A 13,046-nucleotide genomic window follows, 5' to 3' on the forward strand; every position below is an offset into this window, starting at 1 on the left:
ATCGATGACGAGGAAACGCCATGGTTGCATGTTGACAGAAGAAGGTGCGAGTGTTGCCTCTTCAAGAATTTGTGTCATTTCTTCTTTTGAGATCTTCACGTCTGTATCGTAGTTACGGATCGAGCGACGTCCTTTGACGATTTCCATGAAGTCTGTTGTTGTTTGCGTTGCCATATTAAATCGACTCCTCTTTTAATTTAGGTAATGTGTCGGCGTTCGCTTCGATGCGTTGAATCATCTCAGCTAGCGTCCGTTGTTCTTCAGCGGAGAATCCTTCGAGTAAGTTCTCGAGGAACTCATCTTTTTGTTCGCGTAATCGTGCAATGCGCGTCGCCCCTTGTTCCGTTAAGGAAACAAGAATCACCCGATTGTCAGCGGCTGACCGCTCGCGAGCAATCATCCCGGTCGATTCCAGATGTTTGAGATGACGGGTCACTGCTGCATGATCGACATTGACACGTTTTTGCAATTCTTTTTGACTGATCGTTTGATCGACTTGTAGTTGAGCAAGTAGGTCCATTCGAGTCTGACTGAAACCATCCGTACAGAGATCGAATTTTTGAGCAATCGTCTTATTGACGGAGACGAGTGCATAGATCAAACGTCCTTTTTCGGTGCAGGAAATACTCAATCCATCACATCCTTCCCTTCGTTCGAAGAAACCTTTGACCTATCAAAGATTGATATGTAAACGAATATAACGTGTTTATTTTGATGGCGCAACTTATCTGCTTCTGACATAAAAAAAGATATCATTCACGCAGAATGATATCGAGTCAGGCGACTTAGCTAATTTGGCGTTCAGACGCTGGAATTCCTTTTGCATCAATCGCTGCAATGATCCGGCGGAAATAAAACAACCAAAATTGCAGAAACGGTCCAATCAGGAAAATCGAGAGGATCGTACCGAAGAAAACAGGTCCCCCAAGCAACCAACCGATGCCGCATGCCGTGACTTCCATGATCGTCCGCATCAGACGAATCGACGTTCCGAAGCGCTCTGCAAGTGTCAGCGTTAACCCATCACGTGGACCAGCCCCGTATCCGACAGCGACATACAGACCAGCGCCCATCCCAATGATGAAGATACCGAAAATCAGCCAGAGCGTATTCAACCAGATCGATTCAAAAGAGGGTAAGAGATGAGAACCAAGCACAAGATTCATGAAGACACCAACGAAAATCGCGTTGACGAGCGTTCCGATTTGCGGTGTGACGCGGTCTAATGCGTACTTAACGAAAACGAGTAATAGACCGACAAGCAAGATGATCGTTCCGACGGATAGCGGCGTCTTTTTTTGGAGACCGAGATGCAATACATCCCACGTCGAGACACCGAGTTCAGCTGTGATCATCATCGATGAGCCAAGGGCGAGTAAAAATAAACCAAGTAGGAAGAGCCCCCACTTTAACGTAGCGCGTAACAACCAGGAAGCACGATGACGCGTCATGTCTGGCACCTCATTTCTTAAAAATAATTGATTTGTTAACTGTATCATGAGGAAAGTGGAAGAAGAAAGACGAAATTTTCCGTTTTTTACATCCTAAGTAGGAGGGGAAGGATAAAAGAGAAACGTATACTGAAGAAAAAGGAGGGAGAAAAATGAAAGCGATCCGGCACCTGATTCGTTTTACATACATAGAAGCCATCTGTTGCGTCTTTCCCGTGATGATTTTTGCGGCGCTTGCTCTTTCACGTTATCTTCCTACTGAACCGGTTGCTCGATATGATCTTTTGTTGCTTTGGTGTATTCTCGTCCAAATCGTCTTACTCGTCACGCGTTATGAAACGATGGAAGAATTCAAACTGATCTTATTGTTTCACGTCATTGGTCTAGCCCTTGAACTGTTTAAAGTGAACGTCGGATCTTGGAGTTATCCGGAAGACGCTTTGACGAAAGTGGCTGGTGTTCCCTTGTATGCAGGATTCATGTACGCAAGCGTTGCGAGTTATGTCTGCCAGGCGTTTCGGCGATTTCATTTACGATTTATAGCATTTCCACCACCTTGGCTTGCGATCAGCGTCGGGAGTCTCGTCTATCTCAACTTCTTCACCCACCACTGGATCTTCGATGCACGCTGGCTATTGATGGTCCTCGTCGTTCTCGTCTTCTATAAGTCATGGGTTCATTTTACGATCGAGCAAACGATCTACCGGATGCCGCTCGTCCTGTCCTTTTTATTGATCGCCTTTTTCATTTGGATCGCGGAGAACATCGTAACGTTCTTTAAAGGCTGGGTCTATCCGCATCAAGAAGGCGGATGGGCAGTCGTTGATCTTGGAAAATTGTCTTCTTGGTTCCTGCTTGTGATCATCACGGTTTTGATCGTCATCGTCGCAAAATATAAGCGTCAGGATCCGGCTGTGGAAATTCAACAACGTACCTAAACAAAAAAACAACCAGGCTGTTTTTTTGAACTACTTCCGCGTTTTTTCGTTGCTATAGTGAAAAAAACGCAAAGGAAGTGGTCATGGATGATGCAACAGGTGATGGAACGAGCAACTGAATTGGTACAGATGAAATTAGCGGCCGTGGAGCGGTATGAAGATTGGCAACTCTGGCTCGACGAAGTAAACGGAATCGATGAATGGGTCAAGATGTCAGCGTATTATGCACCGCGCGACGTTCAAGAAACATTGGTCATCGATGAAGCAATAGAGCTAGAGCAGACCATCGTCATGCCACCGCAAGTACCGGTCGAGCCAGTACGCAAGCAACGTTATGCCTATACGTTTCAGCGGGGGTTAAAAGGCGGTACTTTACTAGAATGGTCGGGCAGTCATATTTCTGAACGAGACGTCCGCGATTGGAATCTCGAGCACGGCATGGAAGTCCGGGTCCGTGTCGATCGTCAGGATGATCAAAAAACGATATGTCGTATCGAAGCCGTCGTCTCGACGGAGCGAATGAGAGAGAATCCGGAACGTGTCGTGTTTGAACAAGCAATCGTCAAAGCACATGGAATCATTGAGGAAACGGTGAATGGTCCACTGCAAGATGAGTCGGGTAGATCGTTCTATTATGTTGTACCGGTAGAAGACATGCGCTATTTCCGACTAGAAGCAGGGCAACTTGTCGATCTCGTCATGTGGCGGGGACGGAAGGATACATTAACGATTGCTTGGAAGCATCCGTTCACGTTTGAAGAGCCGATCGTCAACGCATCATCCAACCGTCCGTCAGCGATAGAACAACAGGTAGTGAAGACGCCTGTGACAACAAAAAAGTCAAATCGGTATGCACGAAAAATGAAACGGCAACCGGTGCCGAAAGCTAAAAAAGCGCAGCGTCGCGTCCGTATGCCAAAAGAGCAAACGATTGAACCGATCGTAACAACAGCCGTACCGGGACAATTGATGGATTTCGTTGATAAGACACCGTTAGATTTCACGCGCTTCACAGGCATGCGTCTTGTTATCGTTGGAAACGAACAACAGACCGCTGTCTATCGTGAGTTCTTTGCGCCGACGGGGATCGAATTAATTCATCTAGCAGGGGACGCACAGTCCGCGAAAAAGATTGCTTATCTCGCCAAAAAGACGGACGCGATCGTCGTCGTGACGAGCCGTGTCTCTCATGCAGCGAGTGCACATGTCATCGCTCAGGCGAAAAAGCATGGTATTCCATTCGCGATGGAACGCCTCGACGGTCGACGTTCGTTATATACAGCGTGTGAGCGGCAACTTGAGCGCGCTTGGTTGAAACAGAAACAAGAGGGGAAATTATTGAAAAATCAGTGAAACATTAGAAGTTATTAGCCGTAGAGTAAGGTGAGAACTTATTTTTCAAGGAGGACCTTACTCATGTCATCTCAATTAAAAAAAGCAGCGAAGGAGTCGCTCAGCGGTCGTTGGGGATTCGCAGTCCTAACAGTTATTCTGTTTAGTATCATTCAAGGTGTGCCTGGATTATTTGGATCAGATATAGATGAACCAGCTAATACGATGGATCTCGTCGTATCGTTGGTATCGATTTTATTAATCCCGGTCGGAGTCGGTTGGACTTGGATTGCGATGTCGATTGCTCGCGGAGAAGAAACGAAAGTGACGGATTTATTTGAACCATATGGTATGTTTTTCAAAGTGATTGGTCTAGCCATCGTACAACTCTTTTTTATCTTCTTATGGTTACTGCTATTAGTCGTACCGGGAATCATTAAATCATTTTCTTACATGCTAACGTTCTATATTTTGCGAGATGAACCATCGATTGGTATCTTAGAGGCCATTACACGCTCCCGAAAAATGATGGACGGGCATAAAATGGAAGCATTCCTTCTTCTACTGTCGTTTATTGGTTGGGCTCTTTTAGGAATCGTTACCCTCGGCCTAGCATTCTTGTGGATTACACCATATTTCAGTGTTACCTTTGCAAAATTTTATGATCGTGTTCGTGGTGAACAAACGCCAGAGCCAACATCAGATTTCGTCGCACCATATTAATACCGGATCCCGACACTACGTCGGGATTTTTTTATGTGTGAAATAATTCCGATGGGAAAAGACGGTTTAATAGTTGCTTTAGTTCAGTGAATTTTGTACGATGAATGCAACACATCTTATCTAGAGAAGTCGAGGGACTGGCCCGAAGACACTTCAGCAACCCCGCCGTGGCGGAAGGTGCTACTTCCAGGAAGGGATACCTTCCGAAGATAAGAGCGGACAGGACAAGATACCGTCGCTCTTTTCGAACTTCGAAAAGAGCGTTTTTTTATGATAAGGGGGACGATGGAGTGGAGTATGGTTTTTGGTTACCGATTTTTGGGGGATGGTTACGTAATGTCGAGGATGAACAGATGCCACCGACCTTCGATTATGCGAAACAAGTCGCACAAACAGCAGAACGGATCGGCTTCTCGACGACGTTGATCGCGGAACTGAACTTGAACGATATTAAAGGCATCAAGGAACCGAGTCTTGAGGCATGGACGACGGCAGCAGCGATTGCTGCAACGACGGAACGCCTTGAGATCATGACAGCGGTTCGTCCCGGGTTCCATAATCCAGCGACGACAGCGAAGATGGCGGCAAACATCGATCAGTTGAGTGGTGGACGCTTTACGCTCAACGTCGTTTCAGCGTGGTGGGCAGAGGAAGCGAAACAATACAACGGTATCTTCACAGCGCACGATGAACGCTATGCTCGGACGGAAGAGTTCGTCACGGTCATGAAAGGACTATGGGCAGATGCGTCACCGTATAGCTTCTCCGGTCATCACTACACGATCGAGCAGGCGGAACTCCATCCGAAGCCAGTCCAGCGTCCAGGCATCAAGCTCTACGCTGGTGGAGAGAGTGAAGCTGGAAAACGAACGATCGTCGAACACTGTGATGCTTATGTCATGCATGGGGGTACTGTTGAAGAAGTAGCCCATAAAATCAATGATATGAAAGTACGCCGGGAAACGACGGGACAAACGCCGCTCGAGAGCTTCGGTCTTGCGGCCTACATCATTTGTCGGGATACGGAAGAAGAAGCACTTCTTGAATGGCAACGCATCACGGACGTTAAGGAAGACAGCGCCGGTTATGCCGGTTATCAGGATTTCATCAGTAAATCGCAACTGGAGCAACAGGTCGAACGAAACGATTATTCCGTCTCGAACCGTGGTCTACGTCCGAATTTAATCGGAACACCAGAACAAATCGCTGAACGGATTCTAGCATTCGAAGCTGTTGGTGTCACGTTACTCTTATTACAATTCTCACCACAACTCGAAGAAATGGAACGCTTTGCTCGTGACGTAATGCCACTGGTCGAAGCGAAACGAAAGGTAGGTCAACAATCATGACAAAAATTCATATTCTCCACGAAAATCAAGAATGGACGGACCATCTCATCAAACGTCTCGAAGAACTCGAGTTACCGTATGAAGAGTGGCACTTGAATGAAGGGATCGTTCCGCTGGACGAACTGCCGCCAGAAGGCGTCTTTTACAGCCGCATGAGTGCCTCTTCGCATACGCGGGGGCATCGTTACGCGCCGGAGTTGACGGAAGGGGTCCTCGCTTGGTTAGAAGAGCATGACCGGACTGTCTTTAATGGAACGCGTGCGCTTCGTTTAGAAGTCAGCAAAGTCAATCAATACACGGCGTTGCGTAAGGCTGGGATTCGTGTACCGAAGACGACGGCTGCCGTCGGACGCGATCAAATCGTACAAGCAGCAAAAGAAATTGGCGTTTCGTCATTCATCACGAAACATAACCGGGCTGGGAAAGGTCTCGGCGTCCAGCTGTTCCACTCGATTGAAGCACTTGAAGCTTATCTCGACGGTCCGACATTCGACGAACCAGTCGATGGCATCACGTTGATTCAAGAGTATATTCAAGCACCAGAACCGTACATCACACGTTGTGAGTTCGTAGGTGGAAAGTTCGTCTACGCGGTTCGAGTCGATACATCAGAAGGTTTTGAGCTTTGCCCAGCGGATGCATGTGTAATCGACGACTTGTTCTGCCCAGTTGGTGAAGAAGCACCGCAAACACCGATGAAGTTCCAAATCGTTGAAGGCTTCGATGACCCAATCATTGAAAAATATGAAGCATTCCTCCAAGCGAACCAAATCGCGGTCGCCGGTATCGAGTTCATTAAGGATACGTCAGGTACGATCTATACGTATGACGTCAATACGAATACGAACTATAATTCGGATGCTGAGGCAGCTGCAGGACGCTACGGTATGCTCGAACTAGCGAAGTTCCTCGGTGCAGCCCTTGAAACAAGCACAGTAAAATAAGAATCTGCTCTCGCCCTGTCGCCGGACGTTACAAGACCGGATGACAGGGTATTTCTATAGAAAAAGGGGGCAGGTGTATGATTACGTGGAGAGAAGAACGACAGCTCGATATTCCGATTGAAGAAGCATGGCACTTGTTTGATCACACGCGACTGCAGCGTTTGATTCCAAATGTCGTCCAGCACGAGGTGATTGAACGAAAACCGGGTGTCGTCGGTTCGACCTATCGCCAAACGTATATGCAGGGCAATCGACTCGAAACCTATATCGTGACCGATTTAGCCTATACGAACGAGCCGGACTTCAAGCAAAATACGATTGGATTCACATTGGCTAAAATATTCAAGATCGAGATGACCTTTACGCTCAAACCGATCGACCATGATCGCTGTCTGTTGATCTATACGGGAAAAAATGAGGGGGCGAACTTTGTTGGAAAAAGTCTCTTGTCACTCGGTGGCGAGCGGGAGAACGAGAAAATCGTTCATGGACTGCTGCAACGTGTGGAAGAAGAGGCAGCAAAACAAAAGAAGAACAACGCATAAAAAAACGGATTCCCGCGCTTGGGAATCCGTTTTTAGTATCTTATCGATGCGTATACGATTTATGACCGCTCGGTAAACCAGAGAGGTAACCGACACCACCTGTTTTTTGAATCCCGATGCCGTCTTTCATCGCTTGTTCGAGCGCTTTTGGATCGACGGCCGTGATTTGTTTCCCTGTCAATGCTTCACCTGGGTGCTGGTAGTTGCTCAAGAGATAGCTATACCCACCAACATGATCGAGTGAACGGAGACCAGTTGCTTCCGCTCCGACTGGAACGGACAGAATCCGTGAAAGCTTCTTCGTCTTCAGATTATAGGCCCAAACGAAGTTATTCGTATGCAAGGAGCTATCTTCACCGATAAAGAGCGTATTAGATGTCGCGGAATAAGCGAGGTTATCTGGATTCGCGACGAGATCCGGATTCGCTGTGTTGCCGTAAGCATCCGGCTTCTTCAAATCTTCACCAATGACGAGTGCCTGCATATTCGTTGGTACGTAACGGCTGTCGATGCCTGTTGCACGGCCAAGATCGATTTCGAATGTTGCACCCGATTCGCGTTTTTCAAGCTGGATGTCGTCTTGGACAGCACCTTCTTGTTTTTCGGTACTGCCTGACACATAAGACAAGGCGATGTAGGCTTTTTTGTCTTGCTCGTTGACCGTGATGCCTTCCATCTTGTTGAATTCTGATGTTGCGCCAAGCAACGCACCATAACGGCGTGATTCAAGGAAGGCAGCTTCTTTTTCCTTACCAGGCTTGAGCTTCAAGTATTCGACTTTTTTGCTAGCAGCTGTTTTGACCGCTTTAAAGCCCGGAGTTGGCGCATCGGCTGTCTCAAAGATGTCGCTGAACTTCGTCCCTTTATCAATCAAGCGTTTGACTTCTTTATCGGAAGCATGACCAAGCTTGATCCATTCGATATCACCCGCTCCGCCTTCTGTTGCGCGTGTTTGTTTGAACTTCGCCGCGTAAAGTGTTCCTTTTGAGAAATCACGTTTTTTGTCCGCGACGTACATGAACATCATCGTATTGTTTCCGTCGTCACCGAAGATCGCTGTCTTTTGATCCGGCAGAATCTGCATCATCTCGTGCGAGAAACGACCTGTACTGTAGTGTTTGACTGCTGTCGCTTTCCCTTTTCGGTCGACCGAGATTTCCGGTGTGAAGCCGTAGAAGTAAGGATTTGCTTTTTCGGTCGTTCCGAAATAGTGCTCAGCGAAGGCATTTACTTCTTTATAAGCAGCTGACGTTTTGTCTGACTCAAACGCACGAGCATCTGGTTCATATTCCTCTGACCCAAGGTGCGTTCCCCATGGCGTCGTCGAACCGTTACATGGTGTCCAGAGTCCATTGACGTTCTCAAAATCAATCTTGCTGGCTTTTTTGACAGCAAGTTTCCCTGTCTTTTTATCTTGTACGACTTCTGTTAATGTCATCGATGCTGGAAGTCCCTTGACTTCATTACCAGCGTTGTCGATCGAGTCATACTCGAAGTGAGAAACCATGTATTTTTTTCCGTGGACTTCAAGCAGACTGTTCGAGTCGGGTGCATCTGAGACGAAAGCTTCCGGTTTGTCCGGTACACTGCGGTCGATGATCGGATTACCTTTAGCATCGATTGGTGTACCTGCTGCAATCATCTCTCCTTTGTTTTCGACGATTTTATCTTGCGACAGGAACAGTTGATTATAGTTCAACGGTTTCACTTCTGTTTTACCATTCGTATACGTGACTTTAACTTTTGCTTCTGTATAGGTTTTTACCATCTGATCGATTTTCGTCGGTGCATCCATCGACAAGAATTCGACCTTCTTAATGTTGCGTGTACTATGAGAAGAACTATGGGCATCCGCGAACATCGGGACCATACTTGATGACAAGACCGCTGCTGATAGACCAACCATGAGTGTTCGTTTCATTTTTGTTTCCCCCAAATGAGTTTGTGTTGTTACTACATTTCCATTTAATCAGTCGATTATGTAGAGGGTGTAAAGAAACCTAGTCAGTTATATCTCAGTTAGTTAATCTTTCCTTTACAGTAAGGTCAGCAAACGAGCAATCTGTGGATCATCGTGAAGTTCCTTTAATGGTCGGAAACGGACGGTTCGTAATTCTTGTTGGTCAAATGGGAGTTCGGGATTAATCCCGAGTCGAGGTGCAGAACTGCCTAAGGCACGTCGGACGAGAAAGCATGTCTCTGTTCCTTGATCAATTGAAATCTCGTAGAGTTGTCGTTCAATCGTGACGTGAAGGTTTGTCTCCTCTAATACTTCCCGCATGACGGCTTGTTCTTTTGTTTCGCCACTCTCGACACCTCCGCCCGGTAACGTCCAAAATGTCCGGGAAGGCGTGTGTAATTCGACCATTAGGATCTGTTTCTCTTCGATCAACGCAGCGCATACGCGGTGCCTCATGTCGCATTCCTCCTTCAACGTGTTCAAAAAAGAGACCGAAACGACAGTTCCGGTCTCCTCAAAATCATTGCGCGTATAACGCTGTTAGTTGCTGTTGGATCGTATCATTGTTCAAGTACTCATCGTATGTCGTTTCTTTATCGACGATACCGTTCGGCGTCAACTCGATGATCCGGTTCGCGATTGTTTCGACGAACTGATGGTCATGCGAGCTGAAGAGCATCGCGCCTTTGTAAGCAATCAAGCCATCGTTGAGTGCTGTGATCGATTCGAGATCCAAGTGGTTCGTTGGATCGTCGAGGACGAGGACGTTAGCACCACTGAGCATTGCTTTTGAAAGCATACAACGGACTTTTTCGCCCCCAGATAAGACAGAAGCTTTTTTCATGACTTCTTCTCCTGAGAAGAGCATCCGACCGAGGAATCCACGGAGGAACGTATCGCTCTCATCTGCCGGTGAGTACTGACGGAGCCAATCGAGGATCGTCTTGTCCGAGCCTTCGAAGAATTCCGAGTTATCTTTTGGCAAGTACGACTGCGAAGTTGTTACGCCCCATTTGAACGTACCGCTATCCGGTTCCATCTCACCCATAAGGATCTTGAAGAGAGTCGTGATTGCGATATCGCTCTGACTGATGAACGCGACTTTATCCGTCTTGTTCAACGAGAAGCGGACGTTATCAAGGACTTTGACACCATCGATCGTCTTCGAGATGCCGTCGACCATCAAGAGGTCATTTCCGATTTCACGTTCCGGTGTGAAACCAACGAACGGATAACGGCGTGACGATGGACGAATGTCGTCGAGTGTGATTTTATCAAGCAATTTCTTCCGCGACGTCGCTTGTTTCGCTTTTGAAGCGTTTGAGCTGAAACGCGCGATGAAGGCTTGAAGTTCTTTGATTTTCTCTTCTTTTTTCTTGTTTTGGTCACTTGCCATACGCGAAGCAAGCTGACTTGACTCGTACCAGAAATCGTAGTTTCCGATATACAGTTGAATCTTACCGTAATCGAGATCCGCCATGTGCGTACAGACGTTGTTCAAGAAGTGACGGTCGTGGGAAATGACAATGACCGTGTTCTCGAATCCGATCAAGAATTCTTCGAGCCATTTGACGGCTTTCAAATCAAGTCCGTTCGTCGGCTCATCGAGTAAGAGAATGTCTGGTTTACCGAACAACGCTTGCGCAAGCAAAACTTTGACCTTTTCCGATCCTGTCAGCTCAGCCATCGTCTTCGAGTGAAGGTCTTCCTTGATGCCGAGTCCTTGAAGAAGCATTGCGGCTTCCGACTCCGCTTCCCAACCATTCATCTCAGCGAATTCACCTTCGAGTTCAGCAGCACGCATGCCGTCTTCGTCCGAGAAATCTTCTTTCATATAGATGGCATCTTTTTCTTTCATGACTTCATAGAGACGTTTGTGTCCCATCATGACCGTTTCGATGACTTGGAATTCTTCGTATTCGTAATGGTTCTGACGGAGAACGCCTAAACGTTCGCCTGGTGTGATGATGACATCGCCTTGTTGTGCTTCGATGTCACCAGCGAGAATTTTCAAGAATGTCGATTTACCAGCGCCATTTGCACCGATCAGACCGTAACAGTTACCTGGTGTGAACTTAATGTTGACGTCTTCGAATAATTTTCGATCTGCAAAGCGAAGACCGACGTTTTGTACTGTAATCATATAGAGATGAACCCTCGTTTCTAGTAAGTGATGTGCTCATTCGAGTGTACCACAAATCGTGATCTGTCGTAGAGCAGGCAAAGTTCCCTCCATATTAGGACAGAAATTAAAAATAAGCAACCGGACATTTAAAAAAATGAAACATTTTCCAGATGGATACGTAGAACAAAGTAAGGAATTCGTTAGAGGAGGGGTTAGATGGCCATCTTTTTCACATTATTGTTTTTCGCCCTCATCGTTTTGCTTGGCATGGAACTCTACCGCTATATCCAAGAAAAGATCGATAAAGGAGATTCAGAATGAGAGAAATCAAACCGAAGAAAAAAATTCGCCCATCGATGATCATCGCAGGTGTGCTCGTACTAGCGTTGCTCGCTACGACGCCATTCATCGTCGAACAAATCGAACCTGGACAAGTCGGTGTCGTCTATACACCGTCAAGCGGTGTCAAAGATGAGACGTTATCGCAAGGTTGGCATGTCGTTTCACCGATCACACGGGTGACAGAGTATCCGATTCGGACACAGACAAAAGCGCTTGAGAACATGACGCTTGCGACCAAGGACGGAAAGAACATCGTCGTCGACTTTACATACAGCTTCTCCGTCTCACCGGATAAGGTGACGAAAGTCTTCAATAAGTTCGGACCGATCGAAATCGATGAGATCGCAAAAGGATATCTGAAACAACGTCTCTATGATGCATCGCGTGAGCAAATCTCGAAAGTCACCGTCCTTGAACTATTCGGTGAAAAATCAGGGAATGTCTCAACGAGCATTCAAACGCAGTTTGCAGAAGACGTCAAGGACATCGGTTTCATCATCGAGGATGTCGCACTCGGTGCACCGAAACCAGATGAAAAGACACAGGAAGCGATCGATGCGCGTGTCAAAGCGTCGCAGGAACTCGATAAAAAGAAGACGGATCTTGAAATCGCTAAAGCAGAAGCAGAGCGTCTTCGCGTAGAAGCAAAAGGAGCAGCTGATGCCCGTTTGATCGAAGCTCAAGGGTTGGCAAAAGCTCAAAAAGAACTACAGAAGACATTGACGGAAGAAATGATTCAATACGAAGCCGTCAAGAAGTGGGACGGGAAGTCACCACTCGTCAGTGGATCGGGGAGTATGGTTCAATTACCGATTCCAGATGCTACAACAGAAGAAAAGAAATAAAGTAGACCTAATTTATAGGTCTATTTTTTATGCTGTAATAATAAATCAGTAGATTAAAGATAGATGTATTATTTAATTTTAGTATAGAGATAAAAAAACTTTTATTTTATATCTTTTAAATGTAAAATTTATGGTTTAATTCCCTTATTTAGAAGGGAAACGAACGTAAAAGAGGATTATTCAATTGAAAATAAGTATCAAAAAATAGGGGGGATAATTTTTGTATAAAAATCGATCACCAAATACATTTATTATCTTCATGATTCTATTTGCGCCAAGTTTTTCGATTCCGCACAGTCATGCGACGACCGACGAGCTAGAAATACCAGACCCTTTGACGTCATCGTTTTGTGAAGAGACGTTGAATGATCCAACGAAAGAGGACTTGCTAAAAAAAGAAGAACGGATACAATGCGAAGAACTCTTGGAACTAGAGCAGACAACCCCACCTGAGAGCGAAAATCCACTAACATCCGAGACAACCCCACCTGA

General features: G+C 46.4%; 14 protein-coding genes and 1 riboswitch. Of the genes, 8 read left to right on the forward strand and 6 right to left on the reverse strand.

Going from position 1 to position 13,046, the window contains the following annotated elements; genetic code table 11:
* The 3 genes from F8N00_RS10095 to F8N00_RS10105 all read right to left on the reverse strand — a co-directional run.
* Window positions 1–174: nitroreductase family protein (locus F8N00_RS10095; protein ID WP_421018161.1), on the reverse strand; the 174-nt coding region annotated here is incomplete at its 3' end.
* 1 nt (window position 175) lies between these two features.
* Window positions 176–631, reverse strand: coding sequence for a MarR family winged helix-turn-helix transcriptional regulator (locus tag F8N00_RS10100; RefSeq protein ID WP_023469788.1), 456 nt, complete (start codon window positions 629–631; stop codon window positions 176–178).
* A gap of 154 nt (window positions 632–785) precedes the next feature.
* Window positions 786–1,451, reverse strand: coding sequence for a YczE/YyaS/YitT family protein (locus F8N00_RS10105; RefSeq protein WP_023469787.1), 666 nt, complete (start codon window positions 1,449–1,451; stop codon window positions 786–788).
* Between the two features lie 152 nt (window positions 1,452–1,603).
* Between F8N00_RS10105 and F8N00_RS10110 the strand changes: the two genes are divergently transcribed.
* The 6 genes from F8N00_RS10110 to F8N00_RS10135 all read left to right on the forward strand — a co-directional run bounded on the left by F8N00_RS10110 (window position 1,604) and on the right by F8N00_RS10135 (window position 7,282).
* The gene (locus F8N00_RS10110) at window positions 1,604–2,389 is read left to right on the forward strand and encodes a DUF817 domain-containing protein (protein WP_023469786.1); all 786 of its coding nucleotides are present in this window, start codon (window positions 1,604–1,606) and stop codon (window positions 2,387–2,389) included.
* Between the two features lie 87 nt (window positions 2,390–2,476).
* Entirely contained in the window at window positions 2,477–3,742 is a 1,266-nt protein-coding gene (locus F8N00_RS10115) for a DUF2325 domain-containing protein (RefSeq protein WP_075642887.1), read from the forward strand.
* Window positions 3,743–3,805: 63 nt separating this feature from the next.
* Window positions 3,806–4,444, forward strand: coding sequence for a DUF975 family protein (locus F8N00_RS10120; protein ID WP_023469784.1), 639 nt, complete (start codon window positions 3,806–3,808; stop codon window positions 4,442–4,444).
* Window positions 4,445–4,557: 113 nt separating this feature from the next.
* Window positions 4,558–4,660, forward strand: a riboswitch (SAM riboswitch).
* Between the two features lie 74 nt (window positions 4,661–4,734).
* Complete coding sequence (locus tag F8N00_RS10125) at window positions 4,735–5,793, forward strand: LLM class flavin-dependent oxidoreductase (protein WP_023469783.1); 1,059 nt, start codon at window positions 4,735–4,737, stop codon at window positions 5,791–5,793.
* Window positions 5,790–6,737 carry an ATP-grasp domain-containing protein gene (locus F8N00_RS10130; RefSeq protein WP_023469782.1) on the forward strand — a complete coding sequence of 316 codons (948 nt, stop codon included), beginning with the start codon at window positions 5,790–5,792 and terminating at the stop codon, window positions 6,735–6,737. The genes F8N00_RS10125 and F8N00_RS10130 overlap by 4 nt, the downstream gene beginning before the upstream one ends.
* A gap of 77 nt (window positions 6,738–6,814) precedes the next feature.
* Window positions 6,815–7,282 (forward strand): hypothetical protein, encoded by a 468-nt coding sequence (locus F8N00_RS10135; RefSeq protein ID WP_023469781.1) that lies wholly within the window; start codon window positions 6,815–6,817, stop codon window positions 7,280–7,282.
* 40 nt (window positions 7,283–7,322) lie between these two features.
* Here the strand turns inward: F8N00_RS10135 and F8N00_RS10140 are convergent, their stop codons facing one another.
* The 3 genes from F8N00_RS10140 to F8N00_RS10150 all read right to left on the reverse strand — a co-directional run bounded on the left by F8N00_RS10140 (window position 7,323) and on the right by F8N00_RS10150 (window position 11,385).
* Window positions 7,323–9,203, reverse strand: a complete 1,881-nt coding sequence (locus F8N00_RS10140) for a PhoX family protein (protein ID WP_035395534.1) — start codon at window positions 9,201–9,203, stop codon at window positions 7,323–7,325.
* Between the two features lie 114 nt (window positions 9,204–9,317).
* Window positions 9,318–9,698: an NUDIX domain-containing protein gene (locus F8N00_RS10145; protein ID WP_075642888.1), complete on the reverse strand. Its 381-nt coding sequence runs from the start codon at window positions 9,696–9,698 to the stop codon at window positions 9,318–9,320.
* A 64-nt stretch (window positions 9,699–9,762) separates the two neighbouring features.
* Window positions 9,763–11,385 (reverse strand): ABC-F family ATP-binding cassette domain-containing protein, encoded by a 1,623-nt coding sequence (locus tag F8N00_RS10150; RefSeq protein ID WP_023469778.1) that lies wholly within the window; start codon window positions 11,383–11,385, stop codon window positions 9,763–9,765.
* 299 nt (window positions 11,386–11,684) lie between these two features.
* On the opposite strand from F8N00_RS10150, the gene F8N00_RS10155 reads away from it, so the two are divergent.
* Together F8N00_RS10155 and F8N00_RS10160 are read left to right on the forward strand one after the other, a co-directional pair.
* Window positions 11,685–12,554, forward strand: coding sequence for a prohibitin family protein (locus F8N00_RS10155; protein WP_035395536.1), 870 nt, complete (start codon window positions 11,685–11,687; stop codon window positions 12,552–12,554).
* Window positions 12,555–12,774: 220 nt separating this feature from the next.
* A partial coding sequence (locus F8N00_RS10160; protein ID WP_421018160.1) for a hypothetical protein occupies window positions 12,775–13,046 on the forward strand: 272 nt, incomplete at its 3' end.

This window comes from Exiguobacterium sp. A1_3_1, from assembly GCF_048985645.1.
GTDB lineage: Bacteria > Bacillota > Bacilli > Exiguobacteriales > Exiguobacteriaceae > Exiguobacterium_A > Exiguobacterium_A indicum.